The sequence below is a fragment of the Sagittula sp. P11 genome, assembly GCF_002814095.1.
Lineage (GTDB): Bacteria > Pseudomonadota > Alphaproteobacteria > Rhodobacterales > Rhodobacteraceae > Sagittula.
In genome coordinates this window covers 392653-408884 of the sequence record NZ_CP021913.1, presented here as the reverse complement: position 1 = coordinate 408884, position 16232 = coordinate 392653, and the positions used below count along the sequence as shown (strand labels likewise).

The window sequence follows — 16232 nt, the reverse complement described above, 5'->3', positions numbered from 1 at the left end:
ATGTCTTACCTCTATCGGAACTTTCCGTCACCCATCAGGCAAAAGACGGGGCATTTCGCGGCGGAGCCATGCCCCAGGGCGTCGTTTTTCATCTGCGCCCGGGACGTGGCTGACGGTAAGCTGCGCCAACACGAATACGGGGAGGTGCGTCAATGGCACTCGACGAGCGCAAGGGCGTATGGAAATCGGGCAAGGGACGGGGACGCCGGACCCCTAAGGGTCGCCAGGTAGAGGACAAGGCCTGGGCCGAGGTGCGCGACCTTCTGGGCGACCGTCCGCGCCGCCGAGACCTGCTGATCGAGTTCCTGCATCTGATCCAGGATGAATACCGCTGCCTGTCGGCTGCACACCTGCGCGCGCTGGCCGAGGAAATGCGCCTGTCCATGGCCGAGGTCTACGAGGTCGCTACCTTCTACGCCCATTTCGACGTGGTGAAGGAAGGGGAGACGCCGCCGCCCGCACTGACGATCCGCGTCTGCGATTCGCTGTCCTGCGAACTGGCCGGGGCGGAACAGCTGCGCGCCGCGCTGGAAAACGGCATGGACCCGGATCAGGTCCGCGTGCTGCGCGCTCCTTGCATGGGCCGCTGCGACACCGCCCCGGTGCTGGAACTGGGGCACAACCATATCGGCCACGCCACGGTGGAGAAGGTGGAGGCGGCCATCGCAGCCGGCGAGACCCACGCCCATGTCGACCCCTACGAGACGCTTGCCGCCTACCTCGAAGAGGGCGGCTACAGCGAACTCAAGGCGCTGCGTGCCGAAGGCGACTGGGAAGAGGTGCAGGAAAAGATCCTGTCCTCCGGGCTGCGCGGGCTGGGCGGCGCGGGTTTCCCCTCGGGCCGCAAATGGGGTTTCGTGCGCGCCAATCCCGGGCCGCGCTACCTTGCGGTCAACGGCGACGAGGGTGAGCCGGGCACCTTCAAGGATCGCGTGTACATCGAGGGCGAACCCCATGTTTTCCTTGAGGGAATGCTGATCGCCGCCTGGGCGGTGGAGGCCGAGCGCTGCTTCATATACATGCGCGACGAATACCCGGGCATCATCGAGATCCTGCGCCGCGAGATCCGTGCGCTGGAAGAGGCCGGGATCGTCGAGAAGGACTACATCGACCTGCGTCGCGGCGCCGGCGCCTACATCTGCGGCGAAGAAAGCGCGATGATCGAGTCGATCGAGGGCAAGCGCGGCATCCCGCGCCATCGTCCGCCCTACGTGGCGCAGGTGGGCGTCTTCGACCGCCCGACGCTCGTCCACAACGTCGAGACGCTCTACTGGGTGTCGAAGGTCTGCCGCGAGGGGTCGCACATCCTGTCGATGGTGGAAAAGAACGGCCGGAAGGGGCTGCGTTCCTATTCTGTGTCGGGCCGCGTGAAGTCGCCGGGCGTGCACCTTCTGCCTGCGGGGTCGACGATCATGGATGTCATCAAGGCGGCGGACGGGATGCTCGACGGGCATACGTTCAAGGCCTACCAGCCGGGCGGCCCGTCGTCGGGACTGCTGCCCGCGTCGATGAACGACATCCCGCTGGACTTCGACACGCTCCAGCCGCACGGCAGCTTCATCGGTTCGGCGGCGGTCGTGGTGCTTTCCGACAAGGACTCCGCCCGCGACGCCGCGCTCAACATGTTGCAGTTCTTCGAGGACGAAAGCTGCGGCCAGTGCACGCCATGCCGCGTGGGCTGCGAAAAGGCGGTCAAGCTGATGATGGCGGAGAAGTGGGACCAGCCGCTGCTCGAAGAGCTGTGCCAGGCGATGGCGGATGCCTCGATCTGCGGGCTGGGGCAGGCGGCACCGAACCCGATCCGCCTGACGATCCAGCACTTCGCGGACGAGATCTGAACGGCCAGGGCGGGACAGTCCCGCCCTGCTTCTTCGTTCAGTTCAGCCGGACCGGGACGCTTTCGCGTGGCTGGGCGGACTGCGCCGGGACTGTAACCACACGGCGGCTTGGCCGCGCGCCTTGCGTGCCTGCCAAGGTCAGCAGCGCCACGGCGCCGAACAGGACATAGATCATTCGCCTCTCCTTTGTTCTGCTACGGCCCATTGTGACACAGGCCAGCGGCATAGACCTTGATCCTGAGCAAGTTGCGTGCATGTCAGGCGTCCGGGGTGGATGTTCCAAAAGGGCTGAATCTGGCATCGCTTCAGCGCCATAACGCGGAATATTGGTCAGAAAAGTGAAAGGACTGACGCTTTATCCACAGCTTCAGTCGTTGCGATAGACCGCGCAGATGCAGCCGCTGCTTTTGAGCTTGCTGCACATGTTCCAGGCGGCATCGCGGCTGTCGCGGCCGAAGCGGGCCATGTAGTATCCGCCGCGCGGGCTGGCCCGGCTTTTCGACCAGATGAGAAACGGTTCTTCCGTGCCGAACACCGACCGGCATCGTCGCGTGGTGCTGCGGAACTTGGCCAGCGCCGCCTTCTCCGACACGCCGAACGCGACCTGCACGCCCCAGTCCGGCACCACGGGCCCCGAGGGCTCCTGTTCCGGGTAGGCGGTCAGCCGTCGCTTGCGGCCCAGCTCGTGGCAGGCCTCGCGGAAGGGCAGATCGTCGTCCAGCGCGAAGTCCGGCTCGACCGGCGGGGCATCGCGCCACGTCTCGGCCTTCAGACCGGTGATGATCTTCACGTAGTCGATGGTTTCCTTTGCAAGGCCGCCGGTCCGGGCCACAAGCCCGTCGGCGCGACGTTCGCCGCCGTTATAGGCCACCGCCGCAAGCCCGTGGTTGCCATAGCGCCGCGACAGCTCTCCCAGGTATTCCGCCGAGTATTCCAGCGCCTCCGCCGGATTGTAGGGGTCGCGCAGCCCGCGCAACCTGGCGGTGGAAGCGATGAACTGGGCGATCCCCATCGCATCGGCGTGGGACAGGGCGTTTGGGTCGAACCGGCTCTCCTGCCAGATCAGGCGGGTGAAGAAGTGCGGGTCGATTCCGGCATCGTTGGCGAAGGCCTCCAGCGCTTGGCAGGTGTCGTACACGAAGTGCGAGGGCCGGATGCACTGTACCTGCCCGAAAGCCCCCGAGGAGCACAGGCTGCCCGGCTCGTCGGGCCGGGCCTGAAGTGACGCCGGGATGAGGAGAAGCAGGAACAGGAACACGCGCATGGCTGCAGTAAGGGGGGATCGGGATGGATGGTCAACTCACACTTTCATTAAGCGGCCCGGCGTATTAGGTGTGACTGATCCAGAAGGTACGGGGCCCCGCACATGTCGTTTTTCGGAAAGCTGAAAAACCGTCTGTTCAAGACGTCCTCCAAGCTCGACGAAGGGCTCGACGCCATCGTCGAGGAGGGCAGCGAAGAGACGGCTGCCGACGACGCACATGCCGACGCACCGGCGCCCGAAGCGCCGATGTCGGTGATGGAGCCGATGCCGCTGCCGGAAGAGACGGAGCCGCAGGGAACGCGCCGGCCCGGCCTGCTGGGGCGCCTCATCGGCCAGCCCGAGGACACGGAGCCGCGCCGCGTGCTGGACGACGACATGCTCGAAAGCCTCGAAGAGCTGCTGATCGCCTCCGACATGGGGGTCGACACGGCGCTGCGCGTGACCTCGAACATCGCCGAGGGGCGCATGGGCCGCCGTGTTTCGGCCCGCGAGATCAAGGAACTGCTGGCCGAGGAGATCGCGCGCGTGATGGAAAGCGTCGCGCGTCCCCTGCCGCTGTATCCCAAGAAGCCGCAGGTCGTGCTGGTGGTCGGCGTGAACGGATCGGGCAAGACGACGACGATCGGCAAGCTCGCCAGCCAGTTCAAGGCGGCCGGGAAATCGGTGGTCATCGCTGCCGGCGACACCTTCCGGGCGGCGGCGGTCGAGCAGCTGCAGGTCTGGGGCGAGCGTGCGGGCGTGCCCGTGCTGACGGCGCCCGAAGGCTCCGACCCCGCCAGCCTCGCCTTCGACGCGATGGGCAAGGCGCAGGCCGAGGGGGCGGACCTCTTGATGATAGACACGGCGGGGCGGCTGCAGAACCGCGCCGACCTGATGGAGGAGCTGGCGAAGATTGTCCGCGTCATCCGCAAGAAGGACCCCGACGCGCCGCACAACACGCTGCTGGTGCTGGATGCCACGACCGGCCAGAACGCCCTGATCCAGGTCGAGGCGTTCCGGCAGCTGGCGGATGTGACCGGCCTCGTGATGACAAAGCTCGACGGTACGGCGAAGGGCGGTGTGCTGGTGGCGCTGGCCGACAAGTTCGGTCTGCCGATCCACGCCATCGGGGTGGGGGAGCAGATCGACGACCTGGCCCCCTTCGACCCCGAGGAATTCGCGGCGGCCCTGACCGGGCTGGAGCCCTGAGTTCAGGCGTCGTTGTTCGTCCCGATCAACTTCTCCACCTGACCCAGCACGAACAGCACCACAACGACGATCCCCGTCGCCATGGAGGCCAGCGCGATGCTGCCCGCCCCGCAGCCGAGGCCGATGGCACCGCACAGCCAGAGCGACGCGCCCGTGGTCAGGTTCTGCACCTGCCCGCCGCTGGTGAAGATCACGCCCGCCGCCAGGAAGGCGACACCGGCGGTGACCGCCTCGATCATCCGCAGCGGGTCGTGACGCTGTTCGCCTGTATTGCCGAACTCGATGGACGACAGCTCCTGCCCGACGAGCACGAAGAGGCAGGCGGCGACCGCGACGAGGATATGCGTCCTGAGACCGGCGGGTTTGCCTTGCAACTCCCGCTCCAATCCGACAATTGCTGACAGGACCACCGCCACCAGCAAGCGTGTGAACGCGAGCGATGCGGGGACGACAGAGAAGCTGGACCCAAGTTCGCCAGCGACCTGTTCAAACATGCGGAACCTCCGGGTGTTACAAGAACGTCATAGCCTCCAACCGCCCGACAAGGCGCCGGGTTCCGAGAACGAGTGTCGATGAGCGACTGGCTGATTTCCCTTGAGGGCACGGAGGCGGGGCACACCCTTGCGCTCTGGCTGGCGGTTCTGGCCGCGTTCCTGCACGCGGCTTTCGGCGCGCTTCAGAAGGGGCGCCACGATCCGTGGCTGTCGCGCGGCGCCATCGACGGAAGTTACGGCCTGATCGCGGCGCCCTTCGCGCTGTTCGTCGTGCCGTGGCCCGAGCCGCATATGTGGCCGATCTTTGCCGGCGCCTTCGTCATCCACGCGTTCTACAAGGTGCTGCAGGCCCTGGCCTACACGCGCGGCGCCTACACGGTGGTCTATCCGGTGGTGCGCGGCACCGGCCCGCTGTTCGCCGTCATCGGCGCGTCGCTGGTCTTTGGCGAACGCTTTGCGCCGATGCAGTGGATGGGGGTCGCTGTGCTGCTGTGCGGGATCTTCGGGCTTGCGGTCTACAACCTGATCTTCCTTGAGGTCGACCGGGACACGCTGCCCGCCGCCCTGGGGTTCGGCGTGGCGACCGGCCTGTTCGTGGCGCTCTACACGACCTATGACGCCTACGGCATCCGCGCCACGGCGGACCCGTTCACCTTCCTTGCGTGGTTCTTCTTCATCGACGGCTGGCTCATGCCCGGCATCGCCGCGGTGCGCTGGCGGTCGATGGCGGTGAAGCCGGAGCTTCCGCCCCTGATGGTTCGCGGCGTGATCGGCGCGTTTGTCGCCTTCTTCAGCTTCGGCTCCATCATGTTGGCGACGCGGCTCGACAAGGTGGGCGAAGCGGCGGTGTTGCGCGAAACTTCCACCGTCTTCGCGGCGGTCATCGGCTGGCTAGTGCTGCGCGAAACCGTGGGCCCCCGGCGCATCGCTCTCATGACCTTGATCGCGGCGGGTGCGGTGATCGTTGAGTTGGGCGGCTGAAGCCACTATCTGGGGACAAAAGGGAGCCTCACATGACCGACCAAGCCGGGCCGCGCCCGATCAACCCGATGCTGAAAAGCGCGCTGGAGTTCGGGCCGCTGCTTGCCTTCTTCGCGGCCTACCTTGCGCTGAAGAACCGGATCTTCACCATCGGCGGGACGGAGTACGAGGGCTTCATCGTGGTCACTGCCGGGTTCATCCCGGTCTTCCTGATCGCCACCGGCCTGTTGTGGAAGCTGACCGGGCATCTCAGCCGGATGCAGCTTGTGACAGCGGTGCTGATCGTGATCTTCGGCGGTCTGTCGGTATGGCTGAACGACGACCGGTTCTTCAAGATGAAGCCGACGCTGATTTACCTGCTCTTCGGCACGGCACTGGGGATCGGGCTTCTGCGCGGCGAAAGCTGGCTGCGCGCGGTGATGGAGGGGCTGATGCCGCTCCGGCAGGAAGGGTGGATGATCCTGACGCGCCGCGTCATGCTGATGTTCTTCGGGCTGGCCGTCCTGAACGAAGTCATCTGGCGCACCATGTCGACGGAGACATGGGTCTATTTCAAGACGTTCGGTCTGACCGCGGCGGTCTTTGCCTTCTTCATGACCCAAGGCAGCCTGTTCAAGACTTACGCCATCGAGGATGAGGCCGAGGCCGACAAACCGGCGGAGTGAGCGTTCCGGGCCGGGTCGTGTCACCACACCCGGCAGGTCGGATCCCCCAGCAGGACGATGGATCGCCAGTCGTCGGCAATCAGCTTCGCGGCAAGGATGTCGCCAAGCTGGCTTTCGTCGCGGTTGGCCAGAAGGCGCTGCTCCGCGATGTCGCGGCTGTTGCGGAAGGACGCACCCGTCGCGCGCACCCGGTCCAGCGCCATGCCGATGGGCTGGCCGGTGAACAACCCCGTATGAAAGCATTCGAGGATCGAGGTCGTCACGTACTGCCCGGTCTTCCGGTTCTTCAGGGACCAGTCGAATGTCGGCTCCACGTGGCCGACGAAGGCGCGCAGCGGTTTTGATGCGCCCAGCAGCGCGCGCGGCAAGGGCGCCGTCGTTTCCCCGCATCCGGCCACGGCCCGCACGATCCGGTCGGCGGCGGTCCCGGCCTTCAGCACGCCGTCATAGGCGGTGCGCGCCGAGCTTCCCGCCGAACAGCAGGCCTGCGCGAACCAGATCGCACCGGAGGGCGCGGCGGCCCCGCTCAGAAGCGCGGGGTCGAGGCGGCGCAGGTCGGCGTCGATCAGCAGGCCGAGGTTCCGCCGCATCAGATCGACGTCATCCAGCGGCGCTGTGTCTCCGTGGCTGGTCGACACGATGAGGGAGGGATGCCTTTCTTCTATGGCGGCGGCCAGTGCGGCTTGGGTGGCCTGAGGCCCGCGCACCACCCGCGCGCCCGCGACGAGTTCGGGCACCGGGTCGGTGGCAAAGCGGTCGTGGATCGGGTCGCCGATGGTCTTGCGCATCAGGGTGGTGATGTCCCCGCCGCCGTGATCGACCGTCCAGGACAGCGTGTTCGCCTTCATCACGGGACTGCCCTGCCAGTCGGACAGCAGGGCGTCGACGTAGTGACCCAGCCCGGTGTCATCGAGGTCGAGGCGGCCCGTGAAGTAGGTCAGGTGCAGGTCGTATTGCACGTCCCACGGGATCTGCGCCGGGCTGCCGACGATCAGCAGGTAGCGCGGGATATGGCCGGGTGCCGTGCCGATGCGTCCGACGTGAATGTCGATGTCCATGGCCGAGCCGTCCGGCGCATAGCGGCGCAGGGTGCCCGGCTGCCAGCCTTGGCCGACCCGGAAGACCGGCGCATCGCTGCGGCGCGCCACCAATTCGCGGACCGGGGCAGGGGCGTCCATGGCGGTGGCCAGTTCGGCGCGCGTCAGTTCGCGGTTCTCCGGCAGGATCACGCCCCAGCCGACCTTCGGGTCCTGCCATCGGTCCTGCGGGACGGGGGCGGCGGGCAGCCGGCGGCTCTGCCCGGCGAAGGGCAGGCCCAGCAGGTGGCGTTTCAGATCGGGGTCGACCGCGCCTGTGTTGTCGCCGCCGGACCATGCGTTCAGTTGCAGCGTGTCGGGCAGGGTCATGGCGGGCGGTCTCCGTGACGGCTCAGGCCTCGTCGAGGGCCGTGTCCTCGGCCGGGCGGGCGCGGGCACTCAGTTGCGCTTCCAGCTCTGCGATGCGCGCCCGGATCTCGCGCACGGCATCGTCCGGCAGCATGTCGCCGCGTGTGTCGAGCATGTCGGCCAGCACCTCGCGTTCGCCGATGGCTTCTTCTCGAGCGAGAAGCGTGGCCTCGTCCTCGTCGGGCGCGGCGCCTGCTGGGGCCGCGCCGCCGCCGATGACCCTGATCCTCAGCGGGCCGCTGCGGAGTGTCATGACCGGGAAAGTCCAGTCGCGGATGCGGGCGGCCGCCAGCATCGGCGGCAGCGGCGGATTGGCAAGGATGGCGCAGCACGCTTCGGAGAAACAGGCGCCAAGGTCCAGTTCTCCGCCGCCCTGCGCAATGGCGTGACCCAGCGCCTTCAGCGCCCGTTCATGGAAGGCGCCGCCGAAGGCATGGGCGTATTCCGCAAGCATCGGCCCGCGCATCCCCACCACCACCGGGATACCTGATTGCACCAGATCCTCGCACAGGCTGGCGGTTTCGGGCGTGCCCAGCCCGCCGTCCTCCGCACCGGCCACATCGGCCAGCGAACAGGCGTTCAGGACCACGAGCCAAGCCTTGGCCGAAAGCGCGCGCAGGAGGTCGCCCCGCATCAGCCACGTGGGTTGCGTGCCGCCGTAGTTGACCGAGCCGTCCTCGATCTCCAGCACGGATTGGGCACCGGCATAGCCGTGGCAGAACAGGTGGGCGACATGCGGACCGAAGCGCTCGATCCGCGCCACGAGGGCGTCGGCGCCATGCGGTATGGTCTCGGCCTGGATCTGCGGATCGCCGATGGCGTTGATCTCGTCCTCGAGGTCCTGCCGCGAGGCGAGGATCAGCGCCCGCACCTTTACCTTGCCGTCGAGCGACCGAAGCGCCCTGTGCAGTCTGGCCCACTCGCCCTGGCCGTCGTCGCCGCGCGCACCGATCACGGCGAGGAAGCGCAGCGTGTCGGTGTGGGCGATCTGCAGGTCGGGGGTGGTCTCGGTCTCGACCTCGCGCAGGATCGGGATGCGGCGGTCGAAGCAGAGGAAACCGGCCTGCGTCTCGCGCAGCGCCTCCCACGGCAGGGCCTTGGCATCGCCCGCGAGGTCGGAGAAGGCCAGCCGCAGCGCCCCGTCCGTGGCGCCGTTGCTCAGGATCGGGCGGAACGCCTCTTCTGTGTTGCGGTGGACCGACAGGCAGGTCCAGAGCGCATCGCCCGCCGCGCGCACCACGTCGTCGTCGGGTCCGGCGGCGTCGAAGGCGTCGAACACCGCCTTGTGCGCCGCTATCTGCAGCGGCGGGCGGGGGGCGTCGCGCAGGGCGATGCCCGGCGCCTCGATGTGGAACTGGGTGTATTCGGTCATGTCATGGCCGATGGCGCGGTCGAACCGGATACGGGTGACGCTCATCGGCCCGTTCCTCCGCCAAAGTCGCCGCCGGTCAGTTTCGAAACGAACTCCAACGCGCGCAAGGCCCCCTGATCGCGCGCTTCCTGCGTGCGGGACTTGGGCCGTGCGCTGCCGATCTGGTCGAGCGTGCGCTGAAGTTCGGCGGGGAGCGCCAAGGCGCTGTCTGAGGTTTGCGTCTCGGGCGAGGCCGTGGAGAGGTCTTCGGGCATCCCGAATGGCGCAGGATGCCCGGTGCCCTGGGTGTTTCCGGAGGGCGGCGCGGAGGGCGCGAAGGTGGCGGTTCGCACGCCCCGGGTGATTGTCTGGAAGGCGGCGACGGATTCGGCGGCGGAAATGGCCTTTGGATGGACGGAGAACACGAGCCCCGGCGCCGGGTCCGGGTAGAACGGCTCTCCGGCCAGGGCGTGGAAGGCGGCGGTAAGCTGGTGGTCGCGCTGGCGGAGGTTCAGCAGGAGGGGGCCGGGACGCCGCCACGACATTTCGTTCAGCAGGAGGCGCAGGCCGGTGGACCATTGCGGGCCGCCAAGGGCGGTCAGGGTGACAAGCTGCGCGCCGATGGTGTCGCAGAACCGTATGAGTTCCTGCGCACCGACAAAGCGGGACCATTGCGCGTCGCGGTCGAACAGCGGGCTTTCCGGCAGCGCCAGCGCGCCATGCGTGTTGCTGGCGTAGCCGGGGCAGAGGAAATGCACGGCATGGGCGCCCTCGGGGCCAAGCGCGTCGGCCATCCATGTCAGCCACGGATTGCTCACCTCCCCGGACTGCGGGATGGTCCGGGCGCGCGCCGGTGCATCCGCCGCATCGGGAAGGGGTGCGCGGAGAAAACGGAAATGCGGGTAGGATTGGCCCAGGCGGTCAAGGTCTCGCACCGGGTCGGGCACCATGTCGTCGCCATGGAACAGCACGATATCGCGGTTCTCGAACACCGGCAGGCTGTCCAGCAGGTCCAGAAGTGCGTCGCCCCAGTCCTCGATCCCCTTGGCCCGGGGCGTGGCCCCGCAGATCGCGATGGGCCGGTCTGAAGCCGGTGTGTAACCCGGACGGACGAAGTTCGGCACCCGCAGGATCGCCCGTCCGCAGGTGTCGGAAAACACCTCTTCCCAGGGGTAGGCGCCAAGCGTCTCCGCGCCGTAGGCGAGTTGAATCCAGAGCGCCTCCGGCCCGTCGGCCTGATCGCCCAGCCATTCGAACATCGCCTTCAGCGCGTCGGGCACCTTCGGTCTGAAACCGTTCTGCCGTTCCCGGATCGTGGCCGGAAACCCGAGGTCGGTCAGCGGCACGCGCAGCGGTTCGGCCAGCGCCTCCTCGCCGCGGAAGGGTTCGGCGGCCAGCAGCGCCCCGCTCCGCGACATCTCGACCGTGCAGCAGACCGCGAGCAGATGTTCGGAGGAGCGGACGAGGGTGGCCATCGGGTCCTTTCAGCGCAGGTTCTGGAGCATCGCCCAGAAGGTGTAGGGATTGGTGACGTCGGAATGCCCGGTGATGCGCCCGTCGCCGTTCAGGTCGATCACCGCGTGGCCGGAAAGGTCGGGATAGGTGATGCCACGGTCGGGCAGGGTGACTTCCAGCAGCTCGCCCGGCGCAAGTTCGTGCGGACCGTAGCCGCCCATCGCTGCGAACTGGCTGACGCCGGAGGCGAACTGCATCTCGCCCAGGTCGCTGCGCCGGCGGACGGCCAGGTGGAAGACATGCCGGAGCGGGATGTCGTTCTTTGACCGGGTCGTCAGCACAGGCTTGCGGCACCGTTCCAGCACCTTGCGAAAACCGCCGGGCCGCCCCTCCACGTCGGGAGAGAAGGCGAGGTGGTTCACCGCTGGCTGGAGAAGCAGCACGGATTCCACCGCGCGCGGCGCCTGCACCCGGCTGAGCGCGGTCATCGTCACCTTCGCGCCGTAGGAATGGCCGACCAGGTGAAGGCGGGTGCCGGTTTCGCCCAGAACGCGCTGCAACAGCGTCGCCACGCCATTGGCGCCCACGACCCCGCCGCGGTCCTTCATCTTCAGGACCGTCGCCATCCTCAGTGCCTTGCGCAGGCCGAAGACGCCGGAGAGCGGGCCGCCGGCAGCTTTCGGGTCATGGGTGGGCGTGTCGTCGATTGTGCCGCCGCTGTCGAAGCCGCCGTCGTCGTCCTCAGGACCCTCCACCAGGATGTCGGCGGACCGGAAGGTGTGTTCGAGGTCGCGCGCGGTGAACGGTGCCGCGGTCTCCGTCTCGTCCTCGTCGGGATGGGCGAACTGCGGGGCGAGCAGGTCCGACAGCCGCGCAAGCTCGGGACCGGAGAGGGTTTCCTTCCCGTTGAGGAAGGCGGTCAGGGCCTCTGCCTCCTCCGGGTCCATGTCCTCGCGCAAGAGCTCCGCATCGGCGCTTTCCTCGACCGGACCGGGTGTTCCGGCGGCCAGATCGGGTGTCTCTTCCCACGGCCAGAGCAGTGCGGCACTGGGCCAGGACACGCCGAGGAACATGGGTTTGATGCCGCCGGGCAGGATGTCGCCGCGCTGGTCGGCCATGGCGCAGACACCTTCCATGAAGGCGCGGTAGAGGCGCATGGCATCGTCCCAGTCGTTGTTCCAGCCGTGGCTGAACAGGATCGTGTCGGTGTAGCCGCCGTCGCGGATCAGGCGCAGGACCGCGTCGCGCGTCGCCGGAGAGGTGCAGACCCCGGCCTTGTCGTAAGTGATGGCGTGGAAGGGAACCGTCTGCCCGAGAAAGCCGGTGTGGGTGAAAACGGGGGCATCTGGGGAACCGGGCATACGCGCGCTCCTGAATATTCGTTAATAAAATACACCGTCATGGTAAACGCTGGCGCACATCTGTCAATCAGGGCGCGCATTCCCGGCAAGGTCCTTGCGCCTTCAGCGGCCGACGCGGTCGATCTTTGTCGAGAGGTGGATCAGGCTTTCGGAGCTGCGGACGCCCTTGGCCTCCACGATCTTGTCGAGGCTGATGTCCAGCGCCTCCGTCGTGGCGGCGGTCAGGCTGACGAGGAAATCGAAACGGCCGGAGGTGGTGTGCACCGTCTCGACCTCCGGCATGGCCTTCAGGCGCGACAGCACGGCGGCGGCTTCGTTCGGTTCCAGCGAGATCAGAACCGTGGCGCGCAGCGGCGGCCGCAGGCCGGGACCGCGCCGCAGGGTGAAGCCGGCAATGGCGCCGCTGCTGACCAGCCGGTCGATGCGCGCCTGCACGGTGGTCCGGGCCAGATCCAGCTGGCGGGCCAGTTCCGCCACCGGGGCGCGGGCATTCTCGGCCAGCGCGGCGATCAGTTTGCGGTCTGTTTCGTCGATCTGCATGTCATCCTCGTCATTCTGACGAAGAGAATGGCACATTCTGTCCGTCTTGCCGATATGAATCGCAGGGGCGTCGGGGCATTTTCGGGGAACGCGAGCAGGAGACATGAACACATGGTTGTACAGGACACCTTCTACAGTGACCCGGCGAAATGGCTGGCCCGGGAATTGCCGGACGAGCCGGTCTTTTTCTACGATCCGGAACGGCTGACCCGCATGGCGCGCCGTTTCATTGACGGTTTCCCCGGAGAAGTGACCTATGCCGTCAAGGCGAACCCCGACCCGGTGGTGATCGAGGCGCTGTCTCGCGCCGGGCTGCAGGCCTTCGACGTCGCCTCGCCCGAGGAGATGGCGCTGGTGCGCGACGTGGATCCCAAGGCACGGCTGCACTACCACAACCCCGTCCGCTCCCGCGCAGAAGTTGCGGCGGCGCGCGATTTCGGCGTCGTGTCGTGGTCGGTGGACCGGATGAGCGAGCTGGACAAGCTGGGCGACATCGAGGGCGCAGAGATCGCCGTGCGGCTGAAGCTGCCGGTGGCCGGTGCCGTCTATGACTTCGGGACGAAGTTCGGCGCGGCGCCGGAGAAGGCCGTGGCGCTCCTGCGGGCGGTGAAGGCGAAGGGCGGCGTGCCCTCGATCACCTTCCACCCCGGCACCCAGTGCCGCGACGCGCAGGCCTGGGTGGCCTATATCGCGGCCTCGGCCGAGATCGCGGCAGAGTCGGGCGTGACCCTGCACCGGCTGAACGTCGGCGGCGGCTTCCCCGCGCACCGCAACGACCCGGAACCGGACCTTGAGGTGATCTTCGACGCGATCCGCGACGCCGTGCGCGTGTCTTTCGGCGAGAAGGCCCCCGCTCTGGTCTGCGAGCCGGGCCGCGCCATGGTGGCCGAAGCGTTCGAACTGGCCCTGCAGGTCAAGGCGGTCTGCGACGGTGCGGTCTTCCTGAACGACGGCATCTACGGCGGCCTGTCGGAGTGGCGCGACCTTTCCCCGTCGCAGCGGCTAACGGCCTATTCGCAGGACGGCAAGCGGCGCCAGGGCGAAACCGTAGCCAATACCGTCTTCGGGCCGACCTGCGACAGCCTCGACCGGCTGTCCGACCAGGTGGCGCTGCCCGAAGATCTGGCGGAAGGCGACTACCTGCTGTTCCATGCCTGTGGTGCCTATTCCACCGCCCTCGTGACCCGTTTCAACGGTTACGGTGCACGGAAAATCGTCACGCTCCTGCGCTGACCGGGCTGCTCTGGACACTTGGCCCGTAAAGGCTAAGGTCCGGGGCAAATCCGGAAGCGTGAGGGAGTGTGTCCATGGAGAAGTTCGGCAAGAGCCAGCCGGTCAAACGGGTCGAGGACACGCGGTTCCTGACAGGCCAGGGGCGCTACGTCGACGACATCGTGCCGGAGGGTGCGCTCAGGGCCTATTTCCTGCGCTCTCCCGTGGCGCATGCTGTGCTGAAGGGGATCGACGTCTCTGCCGCGCTGGAGGCGCCGGGCGTCCATGCCGTCATTACCCAAGCTGACCTGGAAGAGGCCGGTCTCGACGCGCAGATGACCTACACCTGCGCACCCAACCGCGACGGCACGCAGGGCGCCGCGCCCAAGCGTCCGCTCATGGCCGAAGACCGGCTGCGCTTCGTCGGTGAGGCGGTGGCGATGATCGTCGCCGACACGCTGGAGCAGGCGAAGGACGCCGCCGAGCTGGTGGAGATCGACTACGACGAACTGTCCACCCACATGGAGATCGGCGCAGGGGGAGAGGCCATCCATTCCGAAGCGCCGGACAACCGGGCCTATGACTACGGACTGGGCGACGAGGCGGCCACCAACGCGGCCTTCGAGACGGCGGCCAAGGTCGTGTCGCTCGAGGTCGGGGACAACCGGATCATCGTCAACTCCATGGAGCCGCGCGGCGCCTTTGCCGAGTGGGACGGCGACCGCATGCACCTGGCCTTTGGCGGTCAGGGCGTCTGGGGGATGAAGAAGGAACTGGCGCGCGCCTACAAGGTCGAAGCCGAGAAGGTCCGCACCACCAACCCCGACGTCGGCGGCGGCTTCGGCATGAAGGGCATGGCCTACCCCGAGTACTTCGTGCTGCCGCACGCCGCGAAGGTGCTGGGCCGTCCTGTGCACTGGATGTCCGACCGGACGGAGGCGATGCTCTCCGACAATGCTGGCCGGGACCTCGTGACGCTGGCAGAGCTGGCCTTCGACGCGGACAACCGCATCGTCGCCTATCGCTCCCACACCCGGTCGAACCTTGGCGCCTACAATTCCCAGTTCGGCCAGATGATCCAGTCGTTCCTGTATTCCCGTGTCCTGACGGGCGTTTACGATATGCAGACGGTCTATCAGCGGGCAGAGGGCTTCTACACCAACACCACGCAGGTGGACGCCTATCGCGGCGCGGGCCGGCCGGAGGCGATCTACGTGCTGGAGCGTGTGATGGACCGTGCCGCACGCGAGCTGGGCGTCGATCCCATGGAGTTGCGCCGGATCAACTTCATCAGGCCGGACCAGTTTCCCTACACCACCGTGGCCGGGGAAATGTACGACGTGGGTGAATTCGCCCGCGTGCTTGGCCATGCCGAAGCTTCGGCGGACGTCGCTGGCTTTGCCGCCCGGCGCGAGGCCAGCGCCGCGGAGGGCAAGCTGCGCGGGTTGGGGGTTTGTTATTACATCGAGTCTATCCTCGGGCAGCCGCATGAGGATGTGAAAGTGGAATTTGTCGGTGACGGTGCGCTGATCTACGTCGGGACCCAGTCGAACGGGCAGGGGCACGAGACGGTGTTCCGCCAGTTCCTTGCCGACCAGACCGGCATCCCGGCGGAAAAGATCGAGGTGATCCAGGGTGATAGCGACCGGATCGCGTCGGGCGGCGGCACCGGCGGATCGCGGTCCGTCACGACGCAGACCAACGTGACGCTGCAGGCCGTGGCGCAGATGGTCGAGGGGTTCTCGGCCTTCCTTGCAGGCGAAATGGGCGTCGCGGCGGAGGATGTGACCTTCGACGACGAACGCTTCCGCGCGGAGGGGTCGAACCTGACGCCCACGATGCTGGAGGTGGCGCAGATGGCGCGGGATGCGGGCCGCGAGGACCTGCTGGTCTGGCAGACCACGGCGAAGCTGCCGGGCCGGTCCTATCCCAACGGCTGCCACGTCGCAGAGGTGGAGATCGACCCGGAGACGGGCCTTGTCGTCTGCGACCGCTACACGGTGGTCGACGATTTCGGCAACCTGATCAACCCGATGCTGGCCGAGGGGCAGGTGCACGGCGGGGTGGCGCAGGGGCTTGGGCAGGCGCTGACCGAACATGTGGTCTACGATGAAAACGGGCAGCTGCTCACGGCAACGTTCATGGACTACGGGATGCCGCGTGCCGATCTCATACCCATGATCGGGTTCGAGACGGAGCCGGTGCCCTCGACGGCCAACCCGATGGGGATGAAGGGCTGCGGCGAGGCGGGGACCGTCGGCGCGCTGGCAGCCGTGTCGAACGCGGTGCAGGATGCGGTGTGGGAACGCGGAATCAGACAAGTGGACATGCCTTTCACGCCAATGCGCGTCTGGGCGATGCTGGAGAATGACCGGATCGCGGCTGAATGATGGAACGGGCGGACGGGGCGGGCGTTCAGCCTCTGCCCCGGCGCCCTG

14 protein-coding genes are annotated in these 16232 nt (G+C 67.3%); 6 read left to right on the top strand and 8 right to left on the bottom strand.

What is annotated here, in order from left to right; translation table 11 throughout:
* Positions 1 to 152 precede the first annotated feature (152 nt).
* Positions 153 to 1838 carry an NAD(P)H-dependent oxidoreductase subunit E gene (locus CDO87_RS01985; RefSeq protein ID WP_100927202.1) on the top strand — a complete coding sequence of 562 codons (1686 nt, stop codon included), beginning with the start codon at positions 153 to 155 and terminating at the stop codon, positions 1836 to 1838.
* A 37-nt stretch (positions 1839 to 1875) separates the two neighbouring features.
* On the opposite strand, the gene CDO87_RS26640 is transcribed toward CDO87_RS01985, so the two are convergent.
* Complete coding sequence (locus CDO87_RS26640; RefSeq protein WP_157814892.1) at positions 1876 to 2013, bottom strand: hypothetical protein; 138 nt, start codon at positions 2011 to 2013, stop codon at positions 1876 to 1878.
* Between the two features lie 192 nt (positions 2014 to 2205).
* Positions 2206 to 3102, bottom strand: coding sequence for a lytic transglycosylase domain-containing protein (locus CDO87_RS01980; RefSeq protein WP_100927201.1), 897 nt, complete (start codon positions 3100 to 3102; stop codon positions 2206 to 2208).
* Between the two features lie 102 nt (positions 3103 to 3204).
* Here CDO87_RS01980 and ftsY point away from each other — a divergent pair, with 102 nt between their 5' ends.
* The gene (gene ftsY / locus CDO87_RS01975; RefSeq protein ID WP_100927200.1) at positions 3205 to 4290 is read left to right on the top strand and encodes a signal recognition particle-docking protein FtsY; all 1086 of its coding nucleotides are present in this window, start codon (positions 3205 to 3207) and stop codon (positions 4288 to 4290) included.
* Between the two features lie 2 nt (positions 4291 to 4292).
* Here ftsY and CDO87_RS01970 read toward each other — a convergent pair whose 3' ends face one another.
* Positions 4293 to 4784, bottom strand: a complete 492-nt coding sequence (locus tag CDO87_RS01970) for an MgtC/SapB family protein (protein WP_100927199.1) — start codon at positions 4782 to 4784, stop codon at positions 4293 to 4295.
* A 78-nt stretch (positions 4785 to 4862) separates the two neighbouring features.
* Between CDO87_RS01970 and CDO87_RS01965 the strand changes: the two genes are divergently transcribed.
* Positions 4863 to 5765 (top strand): EamA family transporter, encoded by a 903-nt coding sequence (locus CDO87_RS01965; protein WP_100927198.1) that lies wholly within the window; start codon positions 4863 to 4865, stop codon positions 5763 to 5765.
* Between the two features lie 32 nt (positions 5766 to 5797).
* Entirely contained in the window at positions 5798 to 6430 is a 633-nt protein-coding gene (locus CDO87_RS01960; RefSeq protein ID WP_100927197.1) for an inner membrane-spanning protein YciB, read from the top strand.
* Positions 6431 to 6450: 20 nt separating this feature from the next.
* On the opposite strand, the gene CDO87_RS01955 is transcribed toward CDO87_RS01960, so the two are convergent.
* The 5 genes from CDO87_RS01955 to CDO87_RS01940 all read right to left on the bottom strand — a co-directional run bounded on the left by CDO87_RS01955 (position 6451) and on the right by CDO87_RS01940 (position 12582).
* Entirely contained in the window at positions 6451 to 7836 is a 1386-nt protein-coding gene (locus CDO87_RS01955; protein WP_100927196.1) for a hypothetical protein, read from the bottom strand.
* Between the two features lie 22 nt (positions 7837 to 7858).
* The gene (locus tag CDO87_RS01950) at positions 7859 to 9292 is read right to left on the bottom strand and encodes a CHAT domain-containing protein (protein WP_157814891.1); all 1434 of its coding nucleotides are present in this window, start codon (positions 9290 to 9292) and stop codon (positions 7859 to 7861) included.
* Entirely contained in the window at positions 9289 to 10701 is a 1413-nt protein-coding gene (locus CDO87_RS26635; RefSeq protein ID WP_157814890.1) for a hypothetical protein, read from the bottom strand. Before CDO87_RS26635 ends, CDO87_RS01950 begins: the two co-directional genes overlap by 4 nt.
* Positions 10702 to 10710: 9 nt before the next feature.
* Entirely contained in the window at positions 10711 to 12042 is a 1332-nt protein-coding gene (locus CDO87_RS01945) for a hypothetical protein (protein WP_100927195.1), read from the bottom strand.
* Positions 12043 to 12144: 102 nt separating this feature from the next.
* The gene (locus tag CDO87_RS01940; RefSeq protein WP_100927194.1) at positions 12145 to 12582 is read right to left on the bottom strand and encodes an Lrp/AsnC family transcriptional regulator; all 438 of its coding nucleotides are present in this window, start codon (positions 12580 to 12582) and stop codon (positions 12145 to 12147) included.
* A gap of 111 nt (positions 12583 to 12693) precedes the next feature.
* Between CDO87_RS01940 and CDO87_RS01935 the strand changes: the two genes are divergently transcribed.
* Together CDO87_RS01935 and CDO87_RS01930 are read left to right on the top strand one after the other, a co-directional pair.
* Entirely contained in the window at positions 12694 to 13815 is a 1122-nt protein-coding gene (locus tag CDO87_RS01935; RefSeq protein WP_100927193.1) for a type III PLP-dependent enzyme, read from the top strand.
* A 74-nt stretch (positions 13816 to 13889) separates the two neighbouring features.
* Entirely contained in the window at positions 13890 to 16184 is a 2295-nt protein-coding gene (locus CDO87_RS01930) for a xanthine dehydrogenase family protein molybdopterin-binding subunit (RefSeq protein WP_100927192.1), read from the top strand.
* Positions 16185 to 16232 lie beyond the last annotated feature (48 nt).

What these genes read in the sequence shown, in the direction of transcription:
- CDO87_RS01985 (WP_100927202.1), top strand. Translation starts at nt 153, where the DNA reads ATGGCACTCGACGAGCGCAAGGGCGTATGGAAATCGGGCAAGGGACGG.
- CDO87_RS26640 (WP_157814892.1), bottom strand. Translation starts at nt 2,013, where the DNA reads ATGATCTATGTCCTGTTCGGCGCCGTGGCGCTGCTGACCTTGGCAGGC.
- CDO87_RS01980 (WP_100927201.1), bottom strand. Translation starts at nt 3,102, where the DNA reads ATGCGCGTGTTCCTGTTCCTGCTTCTCCTCATCCCGGCGTCACTTCAG.
- ftsY (WP_100927200.1), top strand. Translation starts at nt 3,205, where the DNA reads ATGTCGTTTTTCGGAAAGCTGAAAAACCGTCTGTTCAAGACGTCCTCC.
- CDO87_RS01970 (WP_100927199.1), bottom strand. Translation starts at nt 4,784, where the DNA reads ATGTTTGAACAGGTCGCTGGCGAACTTGGGTCCAGCTTCTCTGTCGTC.
- CDO87_RS01965 (WP_100927198.1), top strand. Translation starts at nt 4,863, where the DNA reads ATGAGCGACTGGCTGATTTCCCTTGAGGGCACGGAGGCGGGGCACACC.
- CDO87_RS01960 (WP_100927197.1), top strand. Translation starts at nt 5,798, where the DNA reads ATGACCGACCAAGCCGGGCCGCGCCCGATCAACCCGATGCTGAAAAGC.
- CDO87_RS01955 (WP_100927196.1), bottom strand. Translation starts at nt 7,836, where the DNA reads ATGACCCTGCCCGACACGCTGCAACTGAACGCATGGTCCGGCGGCGAC.
- CDO87_RS01950 (WP_157814891.1), bottom strand. Translation starts at nt 9,292, where the DNA reads ATGAGCGTCACCCGTATCCGGTTCGACCGCGCCATCGGCCATGACATG.
- CDO87_RS26635 (WP_157814890.1), bottom strand. Translation starts at nt 10,701, where the DNA reads ATGGCCACCCTCGTCCGCTCCTCCGAACATCTGCTCGCGGTCTGCTGC.
- CDO87_RS01945 (WP_100927195.1), bottom strand. Translation starts at nt 12,042, where the DNA reads ATGCCCGGTTCCCCAGATGCCCCCGTTTTCACCCACACCGGCTTTCTC.
- CDO87_RS01940 (WP_100927194.1), bottom strand. Translation starts at nt 12,582, where the DNA reads ATGCAGATCGACGAAACAGACCGCAAACTGATCGCCGCGCTGGCCGAG.
- CDO87_RS01935 (WP_100927193.1), top strand. Translation starts at nt 12,694, where the DNA reads ATGGTTGTACAGGACACCTTCTACAGTGACCCGGCGAAATGGCTGGCC.
- CDO87_RS01930 (WP_100927192.1), top strand. Translation starts at nt 13,890, where the DNA reads ATGGAGAAGTTCGGCAAGAGCCAGCCGGTCAAACGGGTCGAGGACACG.